The organism is Enterococcus villorum (genome assembly GCF_007990225.1).
Lineage (GTDB): Bacteria > Bacillota > Bacilli > Lactobacillales > Enterococcaceae > Enterococcus_B > Enterococcus_B villorum.
Genome location: NZ_BJWF01000002.1, coordinates 121,372 through 146,076, shown reverse-complemented (window position 1 = coordinate 146,076; position 24,705 = coordinate 121,372). Strand labels below are relative to the sequence as shown.

15 protein-coding genes are annotated in these 24,705 nt (G+C 33.8%); 5 read left to right on the top strand and 10 right to left on the bottom strand.

Going from position 1 to position 24,705, the window contains the following annotated elements; all coding sequences use genetic code 11:
• Positions 1-155 precede the first annotated feature (155 nt).
• The 3 genes from EVI01_RS01795 to EVI01_RS01785 all read right to left on the bottom strand — a co-directional run bounded on the left by EVI01_RS01795 (position 156) and on the right by EVI01_RS01785 (position 3,437).
• The gene (locus tag EVI01_RS01795; RefSeq protein ID WP_010752005.1) at positions 156-1,034 is read right to left on the bottom strand and encodes a carbohydrate ABC transporter permease; all 879 of its coding nucleotides are present in this window, start codon (positions 1,032-1,034) and stop codon (positions 156-158) included.
• Positions 1,031-1,900 (bottom strand): carbohydrate ABC transporter permease, encoded by an 870-nt coding sequence (locus tag EVI01_RS01790; RefSeq protein ID WP_010752006.1) that lies wholly within the window; start codon positions 1,898-1,900, stop codon positions 1,031-1,033. Before EVI01_RS01790 ends, EVI01_RS01795 begins: the two co-directional genes overlap by 4 nt.
• A gap of 247 nt (positions 1,901-2,147) precedes the next feature.
• The gene (locus EVI01_RS01785) at positions 2,148-3,437 is read right to left on the bottom strand and encodes an ABC transporter substrate-binding protein (protein WP_010752007.1); all 1,290 of its coding nucleotides are present in this window, start codon (positions 3,435-3,437) and stop codon (positions 2,148-2,150) included.
• Between the two features lie 220 nt (positions 3,438-3,657).
• On the opposite strand from EVI01_RS01785, the gene EVI01_RS01780 reads away from it, so the two are divergent.
• Together EVI01_RS01780 and EVI01_RS01775 are read left to right on the top strand one after the other, a co-directional pair.
• Positions 3,658-5,148, top strand: coding sequence for a response regulator transcription factor (locus EVI01_RS01780; protein ID WP_010752008.1), 1,491 nt, complete (start codon positions 3,658-3,660; stop codon positions 5,146-5,148).
• A complete protein-coding gene (locus tag EVI01_RS01775) occupies positions 5,123-6,835 on the top strand; it encodes a cache domain-containing sensor histidine kinase (RefSeq protein ID WP_010752009.1) in 1,713 nt (570 codons plus the stop codon). The genes EVI01_RS01780 and EVI01_RS01775 overlap by 26 nt, the downstream gene beginning before the upstream one ends.
• Positions 6,836-6,903: 68 nt before the next feature.
• Here the strand turns inward: EVI01_RS01775 and EVI01_RS01770 are convergent, their stop codons facing one another.
• From EVI01_RS01770 to EVI01_RS01760, 3 genes are read right to left on the bottom strand one after another with little or no spacing between them, the layout of a single operon-like run.
• Complete coding sequence (locus tag EVI01_RS01770; protein ID WP_010752010.1) at positions 6,904-7,857, bottom strand: beta-galactosidase small subunit; 954 nt, start codon at positions 7,855-7,857, stop codon at positions 6,904-6,906.
• Complete coding sequence (locus tag EVI01_RS01765) at positions 7,838-9,715, bottom strand: glycoside hydrolase family 2 protein (protein WP_010752011.1); 1,878 nt, start codon at positions 9,713-9,715, stop codon at positions 7,838-7,840. Before EVI01_RS01765 ends, EVI01_RS01770 begins: the two co-directional genes overlap by 20 nt.
• Positions 9,699-11,957, bottom strand: coding sequence for an alpha-galactosidase (locus EVI01_RS01760; protein ID WP_010752012.1), 2,259 nt, complete (start codon positions 11,955-11,957; stop codon positions 9,699-9,701). Before EVI01_RS01760 ends, EVI01_RS01765 begins: the two co-directional genes overlap by 17 nt.
• 111 nt (positions 11,958-12,068) lie before the next feature.
• On the opposite strand from EVI01_RS01760, the gene EVI01_RS01755 reads away from it, so the two are divergent.
• Positions 12,069-13,097: a LacI family DNA-binding transcriptional regulator gene (locus tag EVI01_RS01755; RefSeq protein WP_010752013.1), complete on the top strand. Its 1,029-nt coding sequence runs from the start codon at positions 12,069-12,071 to the stop codon at positions 13,095-13,097.
• A 340-nt stretch (positions 13,098-13,437) separates the two neighbouring features.
• Here the strand turns inward: EVI01_RS01755 and EVI01_RS01750 are convergent, their stop codons facing one another.
• On the bottom strand, positions 13,438-14,205 hold the full coding sequence (locus tag EVI01_RS01750; RefSeq protein ID WP_010752014.1) for a MerR family transcriptional regulator: 768 nt from the start codon (positions 14,203-14,205) through the stop codon (positions 13,438-13,440).
• Positions 14,206-14,302: 97 nt separating this feature from the next.
• Here EVI01_RS01750 and EVI01_RS01745 point away from each other — a divergent pair, with 97 nt between their 5' ends.
• Together EVI01_RS01745 and EVI01_RS01740 are read left to right on the top strand one after the other, a co-directional pair.
• A complete protein-coding gene (locus tag EVI01_RS01745) occupies positions 14,303-16,042 on the top strand; it encodes an ABC transporter ATP-binding protein (protein ID WP_010752015.1) in 1,740 nt (579 codons plus the stop codon).
• On the top strand, positions 16,039-17,826 hold the full coding sequence (locus EVI01_RS01740) for an ABC transporter ATP-binding protein (RefSeq protein WP_010752016.1): 1,788 nt from the start codon (positions 16,039-16,041) through the stop codon (positions 17,824-17,826). Before EVI01_RS01745 ends, EVI01_RS01740 begins: the two co-directional genes overlap by 4 nt.
• A 464-nt stretch (positions 17,827-18,290) precedes the next feature.
• On the opposite strand, the gene EVI01_RS01735 is transcribed toward EVI01_RS01740, so the two are convergent.
• From EVI01_RS01735 to rlmD, 3 genes are all read right to left on the bottom strand, one after another.
• Positions 18,291-22,382 carry a hypothetical protein gene (locus EVI01_RS01735; protein WP_010752017.1) on the bottom strand — a complete coding sequence of 1,364 codons (4,092 nt, stop codon included), beginning with the start codon at positions 22,380-22,382 and terminating at the stop codon, positions 18,291-18,293.
• Between the two features lie 511 nt (positions 22,383-22,893).
• The gene (locus EVI01_RS13975; protein ID WP_010752018.1) at positions 22,894-23,022 is read right to left on the bottom strand and encodes a hypothetical protein; all 129 of its coding nucleotides are present in this window, start codon (positions 23,020-23,022) and stop codon (positions 22,894-22,896) included.
• Positions 23,023-23,092: 70 nt separating this feature from the next.
• On the bottom strand, positions 23,093-24,466 hold the full coding sequence (rlmD, locus tag EVI01_RS01730; RefSeq protein ID WP_010752019.1) for a 23S rRNA (uracil(1939)-C(5))-methyltransferase RlmD: 1,374 nt from the start codon (positions 24,464-24,466) through the stop codon (positions 23,093-23,095).
• Positions 24,467-24,705 lie beyond the last annotated feature (239 nt).

Here is a 24,705-nt window from a genome sequence, read left to right as displayed (position 1 = left end):
AAAAACATATAACGAATAAAGAAAATAAAAATACAAATATAAATTAAAAAAATATCCTATTTCTTAATTATTTTTTCCATAATTTTAACCAATAAAAAAAACTTAAACACTTATCTCCGTGCTTAAGTTTTTTTCAATTGATTTCTCTTCTTTGATTACTTCACTGAGCCAAGCATCCCTTGAACAAACTGCTTTTGTAAAACAAAAAACACAATTGCCGTTGGTAAAGTAGCAATTACTAGACCTGCCATAATCATACCGTAATCAGGTGTATAGGATGCGCCCATCGCTGATAAAACCAATGGAACAGTTCGTTTATCTGGTGATTGTAGCGCAACTAATGGCCATAAATAATTATTCCAACTACTCATAAAAGTAATGATTGCTGCAGCCGCATAAGTATTTTTAGCAGTTGGCAAGTATACGCGAAAGAAAATACTCAGTTCTTTTAATCCATCTAATCGAGCAGCCTCTACCAAGTCTTTAGGGAAAGCTTTGGCATTTTGTCGAAAAAAGAAAATCAGAAAAGCGGTACTAACGGATGGCAAAATAACTACTAAAAAACTATTTATTCCTAAGATTGTCCCATTTAATTTTGAAAACATACGGTATAAAGGAATCATCAGTGCTGCAAAGGGAACCATCATTGATAAAAGTAAAATATTAAAAATTCTTTCTTTTCTTTTACTTTTATAAATTTCAAATCCATACCCTGCCATGGAAGAAATCAAAAGCGCCAGTACCGTGGTCACTAGTGCAATCAGTGCAGAATTACCTAAAGATCGAGCAAAATTTAGGTCGTTTGAAAAGAGTTTTTGAAAGTTAAGAACGATTTCATTTCCAATTTTTAATTTTCCTGTTGTAATATCAATCGACGCATTTGTCATTCCCAAAATCATCCAAATAAAAGGAAAAATTGAAACAAACGAAGCAATGCTTAATGAAATATATTTCAACATGTTCAACCACTTAAAAGCTTTTGTTTTCCCTTGTGTTCTTTCTGCTATTTCGTTACGTTGGATCATCGCTTTCATTTATTTTCACCTCCAATTTTTGATTGAATCATTGATAAAAGTACAATAAACACAACAATCACAAACGATACTGCAGCTGCATAGCCGAAATTAGGAGTGAATTTATAACTTAAATTATAAATATATTGTGAAAGGGTCGTCGTAGCATTAGCTGGTCCTCCATCTGTAATGTTTTTTACTTCATCAAAAAGTTGCAATGTACCGATCGTCGAAGTAATGGAGGTAAACAAAATGATTGGTTTCAAATTAGGGATGGTGACCTTTATTAATTGTTGCCACTTAGAAGCACCATCGATATCTGCTGCTTCGTAAATCTCTGGATCAATGTTTTGCATGCCTGATAAAAAGAAAATCATATTATAGCCTGTCCAACGCCATGTAATTGAAATGATGATCAATACCTTTGCCCATGTTGGATGAGTTAACCAAGCAATAGGATGTTCAAGTAAGCCGATTGTCAATAAAAAGTTGTTGACTAAACCCGTTTGAGAAAACAAACTTTTCATAATAAGAGAATAGCTTACCATTGAAGTAATACAGGGCAGAAAAATCGCTGTTCGAAATAAACCTTTCATCTTTAAGTTTTTGTCGTTTAATAAATTAGAGATAAATAACGCTAAAAACAACATGATCGGCACTTGAACAATTAAATATAAAAATGTATTAAAAAAAGCCTTTTTAAATGTTGTGTCATTCAGCATCCTTTGATAATTACCTAGACCATTGAAAGTCATATTCATAGCAGGACCTGTTTGAAAAGAGGTAATTAATGCTAAGATCATTGGGATAAATACCATGATGGAAATCATTAGTACGGGTAGAATAAGAAAAGCATTCCCATTTTTAAATAAGTCTTTTTGCTTCATCTTTTTACTCACTTTCATTGCATCATTCTTTTGTTTCATTATCAAAATCAATATAGATAACGGTATCTACGCTAGAAATCACTTTATTCAACTAATCAAATTTTATTAACTTCTTACAGGATCTAAAAATAATTGCTTTTATTGCTATCCTAATAAAGGATATAAGTTTTTCAAAAGACATTAAGTTTGTACGAACGTCTCTTTTGTCCCTACAAACTTAATGCATTTAATGAATGTTTTAATCAGACTAATTTGCCAATTGCGCTTCTACTTGTTTTTGCGTATCTGCCAACACTTTATCCGTGTCTTCACCATTAATAATACGATGCAGAGATTCGGCCACAACGGCTTCAATCGCATATGTTTCTTGTCCGTAATTCACTTGAGGGATAGCCGCTGTCCATTTTGAAAAATCTTCGAATACCTTTTGTCCGCTATAAAAATCTGATGCTTCTTGATAGACTTGTTGGTCTTTTGCACTTAACATTGTAGAAACCAAACCAATTTCTTTTGCCAATGTTCCCATCAAATCTTCATTCGTTGCAAAAGTTGCTTTTAGAAAATCTTTTGCGTTTTCCTCACCTGACACACCTTTGATCAGATACCAACCAGCGCCACCTAAATTAGAAGCTTGTGCTTTTTGCATACTTTCTGGTAAAGAAGGGATTGGCGCAATAGCCCATTTGCCTGATTGATCTTGTGCCCCTTGAATCGTAGAGGAATACCAAGCGCCAGTTGGACTTGAGGCAACAGAACCTGATTGTATCGCTGTCACCCCAGCATTCCAATCAGACGTTTGCTCTACCAAGTCTTCTTTTAACAATGTGGCGAATAAGTTCAGTCCGTATTTTAATGATGCATTATTTTCAATCGTTACCGTTTTTCCATCTTCTGAGGTGTACCATTCACCCGCTTCTTGCATGATCATACGGACACGCCCTAGATCAGATGGATTGACTTCTGCCATCTTTTTACCAGTTTTTTCTTTTACATCTCGTGCTACTTGGATATAGTCATCCCAGCTTAGGTTTTGCATATCTTCTTGACTATACCCAGCTTCTTTTAATAAATCAGTTCGATAAAAATTCGCTGTAACTCCTGAGTCAAAAGGCACCCCATAAATCTTATCGTCTATTTTATTAACGGCAAATTTATAAGAAGCAAAATTTGATTCATCAACAATATCCGTTAATTCAGAGAAAGCATCCGGATAAGAATTCAAGTAACCTTGTATCCGGTAATCTTCGATCAGTACAATGTTTGGTAAACCATCCGTATTTCCACTTGCTAAAGCCGTGTTCAATTTCTGAACAATATCATCTTGTGACATTGTCACTACTTCCACTTCAACATCTTTATTTTCATATACCTTTTTTGCTTCATTGACTGCTTTGATATTAAATGTCTCATCCCAAGCCCAAACACTAATTTTGTTTTCATTGTTCGTCGATGAATTTGATGCATTTGCACATCCAGCAAACAAAGCAGTTGCCGCTGCTAAAAAAGTTGCACTTATGAATAATTTTTTTAGTTTCATATCTAACCCACCCTTTTTATTTTTGTTAGGTACAAGGAGAATAATAGCAGATAATGTAATCGTTTTCTTTATTTTTCAAAGACTTCAAAAAAATCTCCTAAAATAAGAAAAAAATACAAATGTGCACACAAATTTTTTTGAGATTTTTATCAATTCACCTTGCATTTCAATGAAATAGAACGTATTTTAAAAATAGAAATAGTTTAAAGGAGGGAAACAATTGATCAATCTAATGCTGATTGACGACGAAAAAACAATTCTTCACGGTATATTAAACTTGCTTGATTGGTCCAGTCATGGTTATCAAATAAAAGGAGCTTTTTCAAATCCCTTAGAAGCACTTGATTTTTTTTCGAATCATCCAATCGACATCGTTGTTACTGATCTGGTTATGCCTGAACTAAATGGAATCGTCTTATCTCGCCTCCTCAAAGAAAAAAATCCAGACGTCCAAATTCTGGTATTATCTAGCCATGATGATTTTCAATTGGTGAAAGATTCTTTTAAGGAAGGTATCTCTGATTATTTACTGAAGCCGAAATTAAATCCAGAAAATTTACTTTCTGCATTAAATCATTTAGTGAAAAAGAAAAGAAATAGCGCTTCTTCAAGAATGTCATTAAATAGCGCACTAACACAGTATTTTTCGGGACAAGATACCGCACTAACGAGCAACTATTTTCACCATTCAACCTTTTTTTTGATTTATGGTGAAAACGAAGATTTATCTCATCTTCGTTTACTAAATAAAAATAAAGTTGCTTTTCATTCTTCTGTTGAGTTTTTTCCTTTTGTTACCATTGATCATGAATATGGTTGTTTAGTGAATGTTTCTTCCATTGATCGTATAGAAAAAATCAAAAACCTTTTAGAAGAAACAGCCAAAGAAAAAGATCATTTACTAATTATTTCGACATTTTTTAATTTTGCTGAATTGTTTGATGGGTTCAAAAATTTAAAAAAAATCGGAAAAGGACAACGATTTTACCAAAAAAATGCTGGCGTCATTTCCCAAGAACATTTACTTCCACTTATCCCACATTATGAACAAAGTACAAAAAGTTATTTAACTAAAATTGTTAATAAAGATTATGTATCCGCTATCAGAGAGATAAAATCAACCATTGACACACTAATAGCTTTAAAAATCAGTCCTTTGTATTTAAAACACGAAACGATTAATCGATTATACGTCCTCATCAACGCAATGGAAGATGAACAAGAAAATAATACCGAGTTGACTCATTTAAAAATTACTTTACCAACATTTATTACGAACCAGTCAACAATTGAAGCTTTCTCAAAATCATTTACTAAAACTATCAATCAATTAATGGACTGGATCGCTCCACAGCCAAAAGAAAACTCAGCAATCCTGACAGCGATCTATGAATATGTACAGGAAAATTATCAGCAAGATTTGACACTTCAAATGATTGCGGAAAAATTTCACTTTTCTTATAGTTATTTATCCACTATTTTTACAGAAAAATATGGAATTAGTTTTACAAAGTATTTAAAAAAAGTGCGCATTCAACATGCAAAACGCTTGTTAATTGATTCAAAAGATACACTTTCAGAAATCTCTTACAAAGTTGGGTTTGCTGATCTAGGTTATTTTTCAAGAGTATTTAAAGAAGAAACAGGAATTAGCCCTTCCCACTATCGAAAAGGAAAATTAAACAATGAAGAAAAAGTTCAAAGAATATGAATTATTTACAAAACTTCTCATTATTTTATTTATCGCTCTTTTTACTCAAGCGATGATTATTTCTTTTTTTATTTATGATCGTTCAAAAAATGCTTATATTAATTTATTTGATAAATCAAATGAATTAGCATTAGGAAAAATTCAACGTGATTTCGCTATACTAAATGACAATATTGAAAATACTTTGACTGTGATTGCAGATAATCCAGCAGTCGAAAATTACTTTTCTAAAAAGAATCAAACTTCTCTTATGAATTTTAATCAGTTAAAAGAGATACAGCAAATGAATCGGTCTTTTACCATTATCTCACCCTATATCAACTATGATCTGATGATTTTTGGCGAAAATGGACGAACTTTTATTGGCAATGATATGATAGCCAAGCTGAATGCTTCTACCTTTTTTCAGTCACAAGTCATTAAAAAAGTAAGTGCCAATCAAGCAGCCACACAGATGATTTTTGTTGATTTTGGTTTAACGACTCGTGATCAAGCAGCGCATAGTATTCTTTTTATCAAAAAGTTAACAACTGCATTCAATCACATTTATGGTTATGCCGTTATTGCCATTACTTCCGATGAATTTGCTAACCTCTTTAACGATACCATCCATTCAGAAATATCTAAGATTTATCTGGTCAATGATTCAAATGAAATTATTGCTTCAAATGAAACTAGTCTAATCGGAAACAAAACCGACCTTTTGAAAGATTTAACCAGTAATGAAACAAAAACAATCGGACATAATCGTTTGACACGTGTTCCTTTATATCGGCAAAATTCCGCTTTGATCAGTAAAATTGATATTCATTCCTTGACCAATCAAATGGGGGTGGTATTTCCAATTATCTTATTTAATTTTATAACGGTAATCATTGTAGGCTCCGTTGTCTTTAGCTCCATGAATCATCAAACAAAATCGATTTATGCCTTGATTCATTCTTTAAAACATATCAAAAATATTCCAAATAGGACGCAAATAAACGTTCAAGGCACCTACGAAACAAAAATACTAGGAACAACAATCAATCAGCTCTTAACAACAATTGATGAAAATTACATGATTTCCATTGAGAATGAAAAGAAAAAACGAAAATTAGAGATACAGACAATGCAAGCACAAATCCATCCTCATTTTATCTATAACACATTGACTAGTCTAAAATTTTTGATTTGGCAAAAAGAAAATCAAAAAGCGATTAATGGTATCGATAACTTTATTGATTTACTGAGAAGTACGATTGGTAAAAAAGACGAACTCATTACGGTCAAAGAAGAATTAAAAAGCGTGAAAAGTTATGTCAATATTTTGACTCTAAGATATGGAGAGGATATCTCTACTCGTTTTATGATTCCTGATGAATTACTTTTTTATAAAGTACCAAATATGATGATTCAGCCCATTATTGAAAATGCTTACATGTATGCTTTTCAAAACAAAAAAGTTGGTTTCATTACCTTATTTGGAAAAATGAATAAAAATCAATTATTTTTTGAAATCGTTGATAACGGGGACGGCTTTGATACAAACAAAAAGGAAAACGGAAAGGACTATTTTTCTGGGATTGGTATTAAAAATGTCAACGAGCGTATTCAATTGCTTTATGGACAAGACTATGGCGTTCACATCCATTCGATTATTGGTTCAGGTACAACTGTCACAATCGTTTTGCCATTGCTTGAATAAACAAAAGTCAAGCGCTAAAAAACTTCTAAGCGGTTAGTGTTTCATTCACCGCTTAGAAGTTTATTTCATTATTTCACTATAAAGCTAAATTCATGATTTTTTTCTGCACTGATACGATAAGCTTCTTCCACATCTGCTCCCCAACTGTTAATTCCACCCACACCTCTTACTTTACCTAATATAACTAAAACGGTTCTTCTTGCTGGTGGTAACTCTTCTATGTGAGTGGCATTTTCAAGTTCTTCTGCTTTATAAGGCAAAGCAGAAAAAGCAAAATCACCCGTTACTTGTTCAAACCTTAAAGAAAATTCTTCTCTTTTTTTGTCTGCATTATTCAACGTAGCATCCCTAGTGATTTCTAACCACTTTGTTTTCATATGAACCCCACAGTCTTGCGGTACAAGATAAGGAGTAACAGGTAACCCCTCCACCCTGTACACGCCTTCTTTTCCCCCAGCCATTCGATCTGGATAGGTTTCGCCAGAAAGACCTTCGTATTCAAAATACTTTGCTGGGGTAGGCATAATAAAACGAAGACCTAACAACGGCAGATCAGGTAAGCCTTTTTGCCCGTAATAAGTCACAGTAATTTTCATCTCCCCATTCTTTTGAACAATATAACTTACATTAACGGTTGTTTCTGGTACAGTATGAATCGCTAATGTAAAAATAATTTCTGCTGACTGTGCGTATTCATGATTAGAATAGCGGTTATTGATTGGGGCAATTGGTCGTTTTATCTCTTTTTGATCGACTCGCACTTGAACGTCTTTTACTTTTGGATACATCCCTGCACCTAGCCACATGGATGAACGTTGACCAAAACCACTCCCCCGATCATTATCTGTTAATGCACGCCAAAAAGTCGGCAATGTTTCTCGGTATAACCATTCTTTTCCGTATTTATTTAATGATTCCAACCCACCTCTTGTATAAGAAAATAGATAATGAAACCCATTTCCTTTTAACGCAAAGGTACAATCCCCATAGATGATTCTCATCTTAGTTGCTGTATTTTCCATAATAATACCTTACCTCCTGCAATGCTGGTTTTTCTTGTCCATCGGCAAAAACGATTCCATTACCAGAAAATTCATAATCACTTGGCTTATCATCAAAATCGCCACCATATCTCATGACTTTTTGTTGGGTGATTGGATCTGTCACTTGAATGGCTTGATCTTTGAAATCCCAAATATAACCACCTTGATACATAGGATATTTTTTTAATAACTCCATATAAGAACCAAGTCCTCCTAAGGAATTACCCATATCATGCATAAATTCACATAAAATAAATGGCTTTTGCGCTTCATTTTCCAAATAGTTAATAATTTCCGTGGGTGAAGCATACATGCAGCTTTTCACATCAGAAATGGATTCTTCGAAAGCTGGATTAGGAAAGTTTCCTTCATAATGAACCAGTCGATCTGGGTCTTTTTCTTTGAAGTAATCATTCATTAAACGAATATTTTCCTCTGCATATGATTCATTGCCTAAAGACCAAAATAAAATACTCGTGTGATTTTTGAACGTCTCAAAATTTGACTTTGCTCTATCAAGTACAATTTCGCGCCATTGCAATATATTCCCGGGAACGTTATATGATGGTTCAAAAGCACCCATTTTTTGCCAAGAGCCATGAGATTCTAAGTTTGTTTCTGCCATAAGATGGACACCTGCTTTATCACAAAGATAATACCAAGGAATTTGGTTCGGATAGTGGGAGGTTCTAACCCCATTGATATTTGCTTTTTTTATCGTTTCTAAATCTTTCTTCATGTCTTCGATGGTAATTACCCGTCCTGTTTCAGGATGCCATTCGTGACGATTGACCCCATTAATGATCATTCGCCGACCATTTAAATAAATCACTTTATCCTTGATTTCAATTTTACGAAACCCAAAAGGATAGGAACTGTATTCCGTTATCCCAGTTTCGTCGAATGTTTCAAATTCAGCAGTATATAAATTGGGCTGAAAATGATCCCATAATTTGATGTTTTCGATTGGGATATGAATCGAAAGTTCATCTTTAAGCACTACTTTCTTTTGAAAAATTTCGTATCCTGTACCATCAAGAATACGAACACCTAATTGTCCTTTGGTTGTTTTATTTTCAATTGCTAAGTGGATATCGACCCACCCATTTTGAAAAGAATTATCGACTTGCGGTTTAATCCACATATCTTTTAGATGATTACACCCTCTAGCAACTAACTTCACATCTCTAAAGATACCAAAGAAACGGAAAAAATCTTGATCTTCAAGAAAAGCGGCTGTACTTCTTTTGTGTACTTCTACGGCCAATTGATTTTCTTCTTCTAGGTAGGGAGTCAAATCAAATTCTGATGGTGTAAAGGAATCCTCTGCATAACCGATAAAATGACCATTTAACCAAACATACATCGCCTGCTCCACCCCTTCAAAAAAGACAGAAATCGAATGCCCTTTCATTTCTTCCTTCAAACGAAAGGTGGTGAGATATGAACCGACTGGATTATACTCTGCTTGAGAAAACATTCCAGCTGTTTCTTCTTGACTAGCCGTTGTAAATGGAGGACGTCTAAATTCATGACCTTCCCATGGATACATCGTATTAATATAATGGATTTTGTCATATCCCGCTAATTCAATATGTCCTGGCACGTTGATCTGATCAAAACCAGATGAATCAAACTCTTTTTCAAAAAAATTCACTGGACGTTCTAGCGCATTTTTTGAATAGTGAAATTTCCAACGGCCATTTAATGATTGGATACGTGAACTCCCTTTTTGAACTTCCTCCCGGTTTGCGTAAAACAGATGGTCGCTATGGGCATTCATTTGATTCATGCGATATACTTGTGGATCGTCTAACCATTCAATCATTGCTTTCATTTACTTCTTCTCCTTTATCTATACTTATAAAATGGATCAATTCGGTTTGAAAATCACCATAAAAATCTGGAAAATAAATACCGACAGTCATGAGCTCCGAACCCGAATAAATATCACCAGTCTTTTGATTTTTGTAAAGCTTTTCTGGGACTAAGCCAACTAAGCAAACCTCATGAAAATCCGGTTGTGCGTTTGCCAGTCTTCGACTTAAAAATAAAAGAACTTCATTTTGGTCTTTGGACACAAATTCCCAAGAAGCGATGTTTTGTTCAAAAGGATTTTTCAATCGATAAAAATCACCATATTGAACTGTCTGTCTAATTTGCTTATAAAAATCAACTTGTGTTTTTACAGCCACTTTTTCATCTGCAGATAATTTGGTTAAATCTAATTCATAACCAAACACCCCACCCATTGCCACGTCACTTCGTGTTTTTAAACGAGTGATTCTACCGGTTTGATGATTAGGAACTGCAGAAACGTGAGCTGTCATGGCAGAAATTGGGTACCCTAGGCTTGTGCCATACTGAATATTAATCCGTTCCACTGCATCTGTATTGTCGCTTGTCCAAGATTGTGGCATATAATGAAGTATTCCCGCATCAAATCGTCCACCACCACCAGAACATCCCTCCCATAGAATATGAGGATAAGCTTTCGTTAGATTTCCCATCATCTCATAAAGCCCTAGAACATACCGATGCATCACTTCTCCTTGATTTTGCTTTCCTAACGAAGCGGAATAAACATCTGATAACGACCGATTCATATCCCATTTAATGTAATCGATCTCAATACTATCTAGCAATTGGCGAAGCTGTTTTTCAATAGCCATTCGCACTTCTTTTTGAGTAAAATCAAGGACATGCTGTGAACGTGATGCGGCTGGTACTCGATTGGGTTCTTGCATCATAAATTCAGGGTGTGTTCGATATAATTTTGAATCTATTGAGATCATTTCAGGCTCGATCCACAAACCAAATTTCAATCCTTTTTGATGGACATAATCTGCTATTCCTTTTAATCCACGTGTTAATTTCTCTTGATATTCAAACCAATCCCCTAAGGAAGATTGATCAGAATCTCTTTTACCAAACCAGCCATCATCTAAAACAAACATCTCAATTCCTAGTGTTTTTGCTTCATCCACAATCGCTTCAATTTTTTTACTTGTAAAATCAAAATAAGTGGCTTCCCAGTTGTTTACAAGAATCGGGCGTTGTTGGTATTGATGAGTTCCTCGGGCGACCCTTTCTTGCAACAATTGATGCGTGACTTGACTCATACCATTCAATCCTTGATCCGAATAAGTCAAGATTACTTCTGGTGTCTGAAAATGATCACTTGGTTGTAATTCCCAAGAAAAATTATAAGCGTTAATCCCACCAACTAAGCGAACCTGATTGATTTGATCTTTTTCAATTTCAAACGAATGATTTCCTGAATAAACTAGATGGATCCCTATGGCCTCGCCTACAAATTCAGTCGTATATTTATTGGTTAAAACAATAAATGAATTCATTTGATGGCTACTTGTTCCACGTCGACTTTCAAAGGACTTGATTCCATCTGAGATTGTTTGTCGTGAAAGTTGTCTTTCTTTGACATGAGCACCAGGTAAAGCAATCACTTCATCAAATCGTCCTGAATTGGTAAAATCAATCTGAAACGAAGCCGCTTTTTCAAGCATAATTGAACTTTCTGATTCGTTTCGGACTTTCACTGAACGAGTAATGATAGCTCGATCTCTATAAATGGTATAAGCTAAATCAACATAAATATCTTCTTGGCGATCTTTTAAAGTAACGATCAGCGTTTCTGCCTCGTTTTCTTCTTTCACATATGCTTGGGGCAAGCCATCTAGTGTTAATTTCCCTTTTTGAATCTGATGTTTTTCATATCGTAAATCAAGTAAATTGGAGCCATTCTCTCGACGGATCATAATAGAAGGAAGGCGATAGTCCATTCCCCCATGACCTGAATATTCTTGTGGTAAGGTATCCTTAGAATAACTACGATCGTCATTTAATGGCACATTACCAGAAAATCCACGATCTCTTCTGGGATATTTTTTATGATGATGGTATTTTTGTATTTTCTTGCCAAAATAAATATGAGCAAGAATGTCACTTTCTTCCACTTGAAAAAGATAGGAAATTTTTTGATTGGTCAAGTGAAAGACTTTTTCATTAGTATCAAATGTTATCAATGTTGCTCGTCGTTCCTCATTCACTGGTCTCATTTTTTCACCTCTATATGTTGTCGTAACCGTTTACTTTTCTTACATTTCCTGTATACTGTTTACTAAACATAATTGTCAATAAAATTTTTTATTTTTTAGAGGTGAAGAAAAATGGTTGGAATTAGAGATGTCGCAAGAAAAGCAAATGTTTCTCCCGCTACGGTATCTAGGGTCTTAAATGAAGATAAAACCATTAGTGTATCAGTATCAACCCGACAACGCATTTTTGAAGCTGCTGCTACTTTGAATTACGATATCAACAAGCGAAAATATGTAAAAAAAAGGCTCCCTTCTATTGGAGTGATTTCAGCAATTAGTAAAGCAAGTGAAGAAAAAGACATCTATTATAAAGATTTACGTGCGGGATTAGAAGAAGAAGCTAGTCGCTTACATATTGGAATGAATCGCATGTATAACGTATCCGACAATCCAAGGAAATGGAAAGATTTAAATCAGTTAGGGGCCTTAATCGTCGTGGGCACCATTGCTAAACCAGCTATTGCTGACCTCTTGGCGCAAAATCAGCATTTAATAGTGGTTGATAATCCAGACATCCAACAAGAAGTGGATATGGTCTATGCTGATTTAGAACGAATGACCAAAGCTGTCTTAGAACTTTTCATAGAGCAAGGTCACACTAATATAGCCTATATCGGTGGTTATCAAATTGATATTAATGAATTGGGTGAAAAATCAACAACTGAAAATGAAAAAAGACTTCGTGCTTACCTTCACTTTATGCGAGATAACCATTTAGAAAAACAAATCAATTATTATTTAGGCGAATGGACGGAAGAATCCGGCGAACGACTAACAAAAAAACTATTGAACAAACAAAAACAAGATTTACCTACAGCAATTCTTATCGGTAGTGATCCTTTAGCATTAGGTGTCTATAAAGCATTACAAAAAGAAAATATCATCATCGGTAAAGACATCGTTCTAGTTAGTTTCGATAACATCGAAGCCATTGCTCATTTATCTCCAGGATTAACTAGTGTAGCAATCAATGCAAAAGCAATTGGTCAATCAGCCGTAAGACTAGCAGTTGAACGAATTGATCATCTAAGAGATGATCCAATCATCTTGACCTATCCGACCAAACTTGTCGTGAGAGAAAGTTTTATACCCAATAAATGAAAACGATAAATGCACACTACGTTTCAAAAGTACTTAAAATTTGTAAGATATGAAAAGGTCAGAAAAGTAGTGATTAAATCCGAGCAAATAAGCGCTGAATTGTTAAAATAGCTTTTCCTATTTTAACAATTCAGCGCTTAATGTTGAGATGTTACTACTTAAATGACATGGATCAGTCTTCTTTTTTATAATAAATGAATGTCTCAGCTTCACTTCAATTTTTTAAGTGTTTTTTCTTAGAAAAGAATGGTTGAACCTTCTCTTTTTTCTCAGTTAATCATCTTTTCATCCTCGTTTTTTCTTTTTGATTTCTGAATCCCCTAACCAGTAAACATGAAAACTACTCTTTATTTGAAGTTTCTATCCAAGCCTGATAATATTCATAATCTTTTCCTTCTTTTGTCCGATTCGTCAATAAATACTGACCAATTACATTTCCTGTCTCATATCCTTGACTTGTTAACTGTTTTTTTACTTCCTCAATATTATTGTTTTCCGTATGATTCACTTCGACTTGCAATAAGAAACGATGATAGTTTTTATCTGGATCATTCTGCCAAACAACTTTAGAAAGCTGAATATTCTGTGATTCTTTCTCTGTACAAAAACCATAAATCATTTCTTTCCCCTCAGAAAAGTCAAAATAGCCACCGAAACTGGCATAGTTTTCAAGATATGCTTTTGAATCTAAAATATCCTCTGACTCAACAATTACAATCGCTTCAAAAGGGATTTTTTCAACGGATAGTTCTTTATTTTTTTGATCAATCATTAATTTCAGTTGCTTTTTTCGAGCCAATATTTCTTCATGTTTTTTTTGTAAATTGTTTTTTTCTCGCATAATGCGTTGTTCTGTTTCCGCAATCGTTTCATAAAGTTCTTCCATCGTTTTTCCATATAAATCCTTCATTTGTTTGATTGGAACATCTAATTTCCGATAAAAATTGATGTCATAAATTTGAAAAATGTCTTCAATGCTAAACATTCGATAATTATTTTCTTCCTGACGTAAAGAATGAATCAACCCTTGTTCATCCCAAAAACGAATCGTTGATCTGGGCACATTCAACAGTTCTGAAACTTCACCTATTGTATAAAGTTTTTGCATACTTTCACCTCAACTAAATTTTATCGTTTTTTTTATTGACCTTCAAGTAACTTTAAGGTGTAGAATTCATTATTGTCAGGCAAAAGGAGGAAACAAAATGAAATTATTAAAAGAATTTTTATGGAAAAATAAAAACATTGTTTTATTGACATGTTTATTTATCTGTTTTCAAATCATTGGTATCCTTGGGGTTCCCAAATTAGTGGCAACTTTAATTGACGAAGGAATCGCTAGTGGTCAAACAAATAAAATTTACACTATCGGATTACAAATGTTGATGGTTGCATTATTTGGAACAATTTCAGCTATCGCTTCAAGTTACTTTTCTGCTTTAGTTTCTGCAAAATTTGGCTATCAAACAAGAGAAAGATATTTTGACAAGTTTCAACAATTATCGATCAAAGATATTGAAACATTTGGCAATGCTTCTTTGCTTACACGAATGACAAATGATGTGGATAATGTTCAGCAGATGATCGTATTGTTTTGCCAACTGATCTTACCAGCACCAGTGATTACAATATTTACGTTAGTGATGATGCAACAATACTCAAATATATTGGCTTTTCTTACATTCGTAGCCGTCTTTATTTATGCTGTCGTCATTTTTATTTTAATGAAAAAAGGAACACCACTTTCTCTTAAAATTCAACCTAGAATGGATCGTATTACCATTACGTTAAGGGAATTTTTTACTGGTGTAAACATGATACGCGCATTTAATAATCAAAACTATGAAGAAAAGCGCACCAATCAAACTTTTGATCATTATGCCACGCAAATGATTCGGGTAAATCGGATTTTTGCATGGGTTACACCCATTGCTTTTTTACTTATGGGTATCGTTTATGGAGCGATTTTGTGGTTCGGGGGCTCTCTTGTTAGTGAAGGTACGTTACAAATCGGTATGGTTACAGCAAGCGTTGAGTATGCAATACTGACCTTAGCTTATTTAATGATTGCTGCAATGGTACTAGTAGTTATTCCCAAATCAATATCATCCCTCAAAAGAATTGAAGAAGTCTTGAATCACTCTGTTGAAATCAGCGATCCGAAAAATTCACACTCAGAAAGTCTCACGATAGATAGCGAAACAGCATTAGCCTTTGATCACGTTTCTTTTAGTTATGCAAAAAATTCAGAGCCGGTATTAAAAGACATTCATTTTTCTGTTCCAAAAGGTAAAACGACTGCCATTGTTGGTGGGACTGGTTCAGGAAAAAGTACCATTGCAAAATTAATTCTTCGATTAAACGAAGCGACAAGTGGACAGATCACTTTAAATGGTCAACCCATCAAGCAACTAAAACAAGAAACGCTTCGTTTAGCTATCAGCTATGTTCCTCAAAAAGCTTTCTTATTTAGCGGCACGATTCTTTCAAATTTACAAATGGGAAATGCTAATGCTACAGAGGATGACTTGGCACGTGCCGTTCGTATTGCTCAATTAGAGGAAGTTTTAGATAAATTACCAGATAAATTAACAAGCTACGTATCTCAAGGTGGAGATAATTATTCAGGAGGACAAAAACAGCGAATATGTATTGCAAGGGCATTAATTAAGCCGGCTGATATTTATCTTTTTGATGACAGTTTTTCTGCTTTAGATTATAAGACAGATGCAAAGTTAAGAGGCGCTTTGCAAGAAGAAATGTCAGATAAGACCTTAATTATCGTGGCACAAAGGTTACGTACGATCATGCATGCCGATCAGATTATTGTCTTAGATAATGGTCGTATTGTCGGTCAAGGAACCCACGAGTCCCTTTTGGCTAATTGTCGCTCTTATCAAGAGTTTGCGAAATCACAAGGAATTTTGAAAGAAGGTTTTTTATGAAAATAAGTGAAGTAACCATCAAAAAACAAAGTTTTAGCCGTTTTTGGAAAATGATACAAACAGAACATCCCCTTTTTTACGGATTGCTTTTTTGTAGTATTATCGGAAATTTAATGGTCGTTGCAATGCCTATGATCATGGGGATTGGAATTGATCATCTCTTGCGTCGTATTCATGACGTTGGGATTGGTCATATGACTATGACGGATGTCAGTGAAACCCTCCTGTTACCAGTTATTTTATTAGTTGTTTTTTCTTTTCTTAGTAGTATCGCTTCCTTTATTCAAGAATACACAATGGCTTCATTGAGTGAAAAAATTACCGTAAAAGTACGAAAAGAAATAACCAAAAAATTTAAGACACTACCAATGTCTTTTTATGATCATCATCAAGTAGGAGATATTATCAGTCGCACAACTACTGGATTAAATCAATTGTCACAAGTTTTACTCACAGGCATCAATCAATTTTTCTCCTCAATTGTAACGATCGTATTTGCTTTATTGATGCTTTTTTATATTGATGTCAAATTGACTCTATTCGTCTTCTTGTTAATTTTTGGAAGTGCATGGGTAACTCAAAAATTTGCCAATAAAAACAAAGTGAAATCTGATGAAAACCAAACAGCACTTGGTTCTTTGAACAATAAAATGGAAGAATATTTGACTGGTAACTTAATCATCAAATCATTTAATCAACAAAATGATGCAGCTAAATCCATTCGTAAAGCCAATCAATCACAATATGAAGCATTTAAGAAAGCACAGTTTATGAACTTTGCCATTTATCCAGTGATTCGCTTGGTCAACCAGTTAGCATTTATCGCAAGTGCCATCTTCGGAAGCTTTTTAGTTTTTTCTGGTAGTATCACTCTTGGTCTTTTACAAGCCTATTTACAGTATATCAACCAAATTTCTGAGCCTATTTCGTCCGCTTCTTACGTCATTAATTCTATTCAATCTGCGATGGCTGCGATTGATCGTACTTTTGAGATCATGGATGAACCGAATGAATTACCTGACTTTACAAATAGTCCATTGATTCATACACCAAAAGGGGCCATTGCTTTTAAAAATGTCCAATTTGGCTATACACCTGATAAAATTTTGATGGAAAATGTTAGTTTCTCTGCTAAACCAAAACAAACAATTGCTATCGTTGGACCTACTGGAGCTGTTAAAACCACTTTAGTTAATTTATTGATGCGTTTTTATGAATTAAACAATGGTATGATCACCTTTGATGGGATCGATATAACTGAATTTTCCAGAAGTGAACTACGAAAACAATTTGGCATGGTTTTACAAAATACTTGGCTTTTTGAAGGAACCGTCGCTGAAAATATTGCCTATGGTAATCGTCTAGCATCAAGAGAAGAGATCATTGCTGCAGCAAGAATCGCACAATGTGATCACTTTATTCGTACACTTCCAAAAGGCTATGATACGATCATTTCAAGTGAGAATGGCGCTCTTTCTCAAGGACAACAACAACTTTTAACGATTGCTCGCGTCTTATTAGCTGATCCCGCTGTCGTTATTTTAGATGAAGCCACTTCTAGTGTGGATACACGTACAGAAGTAATGATTCAAAAAGCCATGAACGCCGTAACAGACAACCGTACAAGTTTTGTTATCGCCCATCGATTGTCTACTATTGAAAATGCCGATTTGATTTTAGTAATGAAAAACGGCAACATTGTTGAACAAGGAACACATGATACCTTATTAAGTAAACCCACACTTTATGCAAGTTTGTATAATAGCCAATTTCAAGCAACCTAATAAAAAAGATGTCTCTTTGAAAAATCAAGGAGGTACTCTTAAGCATCGTCTCATCCTACTTTTTGTATTTTCAAGCATGAATCAAGAAATAGACTGCGACGAGTAACCACAAGAGAAAAAGTCAAAGAATTTGAAATAGCTTTTCCTATTTTCCAAATTCTTTGACTTATTTTTCGTAAAAGTTGTTTCTAGAACATCATCCAAAAACAAGCGATACCAACACCTATTAACACCCCCCCTACTCCAATCGCTAATTGTTTAAACTGACGATTGACCCTTTGTTTGGCTTTGATCTTGCTGAGCTGTTAAGTAATCTCAGGAAAATCTTTTTTCACTGTTCTTTGTATTTAACTAGACACACCTTTTATGTTGTTTGCATGTTTTCAATCTAATTCTTTTTATTTCTCCAGATGAAAAAACTTCCCTGCAACGCTTGACACTGCCACTGAGAAATTGGCACACTTCTACCTTGCTATAACTGACTTTCGTTTTCTCGCTGAACGGTTCCTTAATACATTTTGTTTATTATTTGTAGCGATACTTTCTAGCTTTTTTGAAAGTCTTTGTTTTTCTTTATTATCTGTAGCTGTATTTGCTAGTTTTTCTGAAAAGCTTTGTTCCAATGATAGGTCTCTTTTCTTTCTTTTATTATCACTTTCAATGTCAATATAATATCTTGGCAATTCAAACTTATCCATGAGTTTATTGTACTCACTCCTATACTTTTCTGCTTCTACTGCGCTCATTTTTCCTGTTTTCAAAAGTGATTCGATAGCATTTTTCTCATTCATTATTTGAGATTGAACAAAATCTCTTCTATACTCTAAACTTGGAAGTAAGTCATATCTTATCTCATCACGTTGTGCTCTTAAGACTTCGATACTATTAGGAAGGCTTAATTCAGGAACCTGCTCCTTAAAAAACAACATATCGTCTATATCATTAGTTTTATTATTTAAATAAGTTATTTCTTGGATGACCATGTCTAACTTTAATTCAAGTATCTTATTTCTCCTTTGAATATATGTTTCTGGAGTAGAAATAGTAGGAGTAGTAGGAATCTCCGTTGTAGTTGTCATAGCTCTCTTCGTGGTGGATGTATTGTTATCCATGTTAACGCCGTAAAGAGGCTGTTTAGATTTATCAATAAGTTCATTGTACTTATTAATATACTCTCTTGCTTCCACAGCGCTCATTTTCCCTGATTTTACAAGCGCCTCAATAGACTTTTTCTCATCCATTAGGGCAGATTGAATAAACGTTCTTTGTTTCTCTATGGGTAATAAGCCTGCTCTTATATTTTCACGTTCTTCTCTTAATTTTTCAATACTTAAAAGGTTGTATTCAGGATTCTTCTTCTTTTCAAGTAACAACTCCTCAATGTCATGAACTTGACTACGTAATGACGTTATTGCTCCTATCACATCGTTGAAACTTGATTCAACTTCTTTAATTCTTTTTCGAGCCTCCGATTCTGATGTAAAAATAGTAGGGCTCGCTGGTGTAGTTGTCGCAATTCTCTCTGTCGTAATTGTATGATTAATCATGTTAATATCAGGAATTGGCTCTTTAAGTCTATCAATGAGTTCATTGTACAGATTAATATACTCTGTTGCTTTCACAGCACTCATTTTTCCTTTTTTTACAAGCGGTTCTATAGAATTTTTCTCATTCATTAGGACAGATTGAATACCCGTTCTTTCATTCTCTAAAGATAGTAGGCGCGCGTTCAAAAATTCAAGCTGTTCTCTTGATTCTTCAATACCAGGAATCCTATCATCATCAGGATTCTTCTTCTTCGCGAGTATCATATCCTTTGCATATTTAGCTTGTCCACGTATTCCCGACACGCTTATCCTCATCGCTTCGTAACGTGATACACGTTCCATAATTCTTTTTTGAATATCTAATTCTTGCGGAGAAATAGTAGGTCTCGCTGTTGTAGATACGTCTATAGTTGGTGTAGGTCTTTCTGTTGTAGGCGCGTATTTTGTTAAATAGCTTTGTTTCACTAAACTGTCTATTCTCTCTTTTGCGTTATCGAGGTTAATGTCAGGAATTGGCGGTTCAAATTTATTAATCGTAATGAGTTCATTATACTTACTAATAAACTCTTTTGCTTCCACAGCGCTCATTTTTCCTGCTTTTATAAGCGAATTTATATAATGTTTCTCATTTATTATTTGATCTTGAATAAGCCCCCTTTCATAGTCTAATTTCGGAAGTTGGTTATTCTTTATCTCATCACGTCGTGCTATTAAATCTTCAATCCTATTATCAATTTTAGGATTTTGCTTCTCCGCATACAAAGCGAACTCTATGTCAGTAAGATGCCTATAAATCTCCGTTGTTCGTTTTTTTACCTCATAGAAATTTTTTTCAATCATTTTATTTCTTATTTGAATATACGTTTCTGGTGTAGAAATAGGAGGTCTCTCTATTGTAGTTTTGTTATTTTCAGCTATCGCCGAAGTGTATTTTGAAAGGCTTTGTTTCACTAAACTGTCTATTCTCTCTCTTGCGTTATCAATGTTAAAGTCATGAATGGGCTTTTCAAGTTGATTAAGGAGTTTCTCATACTTATTCATACACTCCGCTGCTACCGAAAAGTTTATTTTTCCTTCTTTTATAAGCGAACTTATATAATCTTTTTCATTTATTATTTGAGATTGAACCAAATCTCTTTCATACTCTACTTTTGGAAGTTGGTTATTCCTTACATCATCAAGTTTTTCATTTAAGTATTCATCGCTATAAATAGGTGTATATCCACCAGGGTTCTGCTTCCTCTCGAGTAAGTTAAATTTTAAGTTACTACTAGTTGCCCAATCAACTGTATCACGTAAATACTTTATTTCTTTCATCACCCTGCTTAAATCTGATTCAAGCATTTTATTTCTTCTTTGAATATATGTTTCTGATGTAAAAATAGTAGGGCTTTCGGTTGTAAATGTATTATTTACAGCTGTTGTAGGAGTAAAATTTGGAAAAAGTTGATTCATTCTTCTGCTATCAATATCAAACTCTTTACTTGGCTTTTCAAATTGATGAATGAGTTTATCATACTCATTAATATATTCTTTTGCAAATGAGGGGCTCAATTTTCTGTTTTTTACATGCTCCTCTAGACATTTTCTCTCATGAATTATTTCAGATTCAATCTCCTTTCTATCAAACTTTAGTTTGGGAAGTTTCTCATTCTCCATAGTATTAATGGCTACTTTTATCTCCTGAATATCATATGGAGTAAGATTCTTATAAGTGTGCAACCGTGAATCTAAATTATTAATTTGTGAACACAAATCATTGATTTTTTGAGTTAAATCGTTGTACTTTTCTGAAAGATCTGAAAATCTTAATACCGTATATCCCTCTAGTTCAGAAAGAGGAGGTATCGTTGTTTTAGGAGTGCTCTCCACATGGATTCCCTTTGGTTTTGTAGACTCTTCTAAAGAAAAGCTATAAATTGGCCCATCAGAATTACTAATGAGATCATCATACATCTTAATAAACTCTGCTGCTTTATCAGAGTTAATTTTTCCTTCTTTTACAAGCGACTCTATATTTTTTTTCTCATCAGTTATTTTATCTTTAACTAAATTTCTTTCCTTCTCTAATTTTGGAATTAGATTTTTATTTATATTCTCAATATCTGTTTTTATGTTATTAATATTATGAAGAGGTTTAGCTTGAGGAGACTGCTTATTCTCGAATAATTGTATTACTAACTTCTTAGCTTTTTCACTTAATTTATTTATTTCATGAGTTAAGTCGGTGTACTGTTTTGAAAGATCTAAAGCGCTTATTAGAATCTGTCCACCTTCTCGAGAAATAATAGGTTTCGCTGTTGTAGTTGTTGTAGAAGTATTCCCCAAACGGGTTTCCTTTGCCTTTGATTTTATAGACTTTTGTAATTCTTTTATCATTTCTTCACAATCGGATATAAGGTTATTAATAGTTTCTTCATCTATTTTTGATTTATTTATTTTAAAATCATACTTTTTAACATATTTTAAAGCATTCTCTTTATCAACGATTTTACCATATTCTAAAAATATATTAATAGTCCTCTGTTGGTCTATCATCATAGTTTGATTAATTAATAACCTATCTTTCAGGTCATGAAATTCTTTGTAGAATTTTTGAGTGTGCCGAAGAGTAAAACTTTTACTGTGACTTTCTTTTTTTAATTCGTAAAATTCTGTCCTTTTATTTTTGATAAGTTCTTTTATTTTTTGTTGTTCAATTTGACTCTGTTTAAAATCTTTCTTATAAGGTATAGGTAGCTTTTCTTTAGGACTATGAGCAGAATATGGATGCCTGTGATAACTATCTGCCATTTTTGAGGATTGTTGAGAATCCATCTCATTTCTATGTTTTGTATGTCTTTTTTCGCGTAGATGCGTTTCATCTGATAAAAAGCTAATTTCAAAACTGTTTTCTAAATCTGATATTTCTCCTAATTCCTTTCCTTGGTTTTGATTCTCTGAGTGAAGTGTTCCATTTAAAATGTTCGCTGTTTGAAGCGCCATAGTTACTATTTGGTCTAGTTTCATATCCTATCAATCTCCTTTTCATTTTATACTTTTCACTTATCCTACAAAAAATAAAAAGTTAGACAAAAAAAAATCGCAACAACTTATAAAAACTATTATATAAATGGAAAACGCTCTCTGAATTTGTTTCATATAGCGTACCATAAAAACGCTTTCATATCTATAAGAAGTTTCAAGAATTCTGATCATAATTTTTCTGGATTCATTCGCAAATGCTGAAGCAGTTGAAGAATTTGCAGAAAGTGCCAAAGAAAATGAGAGAAGTTATCGTGAAGTAGACGTAGGTATTCTAGGAAAGATGTACTCCCTTGAAGACCATGATTTAGACAGGAATACTTTACTGTATGGATAAAAATGAATGGTTAGTCTTCCAACAAATCGTTTTGACACTAGTTTATCCAATCAGCGATTAATTTTTTCTTCGATCATAAAAAAGAACCAATACAAAATCATAGATTTTGTTGTTGGTTCTTTTCAAGCAAACATCAGTTGCTTTTTTGACTATTGTCATTTACTTATTATAAATTTTTGGTCCTTTACGCATATGACGACGATCATTTTTTGGTTCGGCCATTTTTTTTGAACGGCCTCCCCCTTGTTTCTTTTTAATTAGTTCAAGCATTTTTTCTTTTGAATCCATAATATCTCCCCTTTTTTTCACAAAATAGCATCTATTCATTTTAGTACTTGTCTCAATCAACCACTAATAATCATGCTTTAGGTGTAATCAACGCAACAAGTTCTACATGATGAATTTGTGGAAATAGATCAACCGGCTGTACTTTCCTTACTTCATATCCTGAATCAGCAAATAACTTCGCATCTCTTGCAAAAGTTGCTGGGTTGCAAGAAATATAAATTATTTTTTCTGGAGACATACCAACTGTTGATTCAATAAAATGACTGTCCAATCCTTTTCGTGGTGGATCAACAACGATGACTGATGGTTTGATTCCTTTTTCTTGCCACTTTTTCATCACTATTTCTGCTTTGCCGACTTCATAATGCGCATTCTCAATTTTATTGGTTAATGCGTTAAATTGTGCATCTTCAATTGCTTCTGGAATCAATTCCATGCCATATACTTGTTTCACTTGAGCCGCTAAAGATAAACCAATTGTCCCAATTCCAGAATAGGCATCAATCACCACATCTTCTTTCTTTAAATCAGCAAATTCAATAGCCGTTTGATATAGTTTTTCAGTTTGTTCGGCGTTCACTTGATAAAATGATTTAGAAGAAATACGATAAGTATTGCCTAATAATTGATCCTCAATGTAACTTCTGCCAAATAACACTTTTTCCTTATCACCTAAAATCACATTCGTTTTCTCTTCATTAATATTTTGTATCACAGAAACGACTTCTGGTATTTCTTCATGGATAACAGCAGCAATTTCTTTTCCTTTAAAGAACTTTTCTTTACGTGTCACTAAAACAACCATCATTTCATGAGAATAATGCCCTCTTCGAATGATAATATGACGAATTTGCCCTTCATTTTTGGCTTCATTGTAACCACGTACTTGGAAACGTTGTAAAATTTCTCTGACACATTGAATCGCTTCGTCAATTGCTGGATCTTGAATATAATAATCTTCAATTTCAACAAGATCATGACTATTTTTTTTGTAAAAGCCTGTCGCTAAGCGCCCATCAATTCGTCTGACTGGAATCTGTGCTTTATTACGATAGCCAACTGGATTTTCCATACCAATCGTAGGTAAAATTTCCACATCCGGCATTTTAGCAATTTTGTTCATGACATTCTCCACTTGTTTTTGTTTAAATTCAAGTTGTTTCTCATAGATTAAATGAGCAAGCGGAGCAATACCTGTCCGAAGCAAACGATTATCTTTCAAAGGCTGGCGATCAGGTGACTCAGTTAGCCATTTTTCAACCTTTGCGTAACCAAACTTATTTCCAGCCTTTAAAACAAGAACCTCCACTCGTTCACCTGGTAAGGCATTTTCGATAAATAACGGATAACCATCAACTTTAGCCACCCCCATTCCTTCATAACTTAAATCAATAATATCCAATGTATATCGTTCATTTTTTTTAACAAACTGTTTCTCTTTCATAAATATCTCCTTTATTTGAGGTTGCGAAAAGAGCTTTTTGACCTAAGTAATAGTAAAAAATTGAAAAAAAGCTTCTTACATTTTACAATTTTCTTCACTATTTCTGAAGTTCGGCTCTTTGAATACCTTTTTCAAAGCTGTATCAGAAGCATTCAGCTCCCAGAAAGTAAGAGATGATTTTCTAAAATAGCTTTTCATATTTTTAATTTTTTGGACTTATTTCCGTAGAAGCAATACTT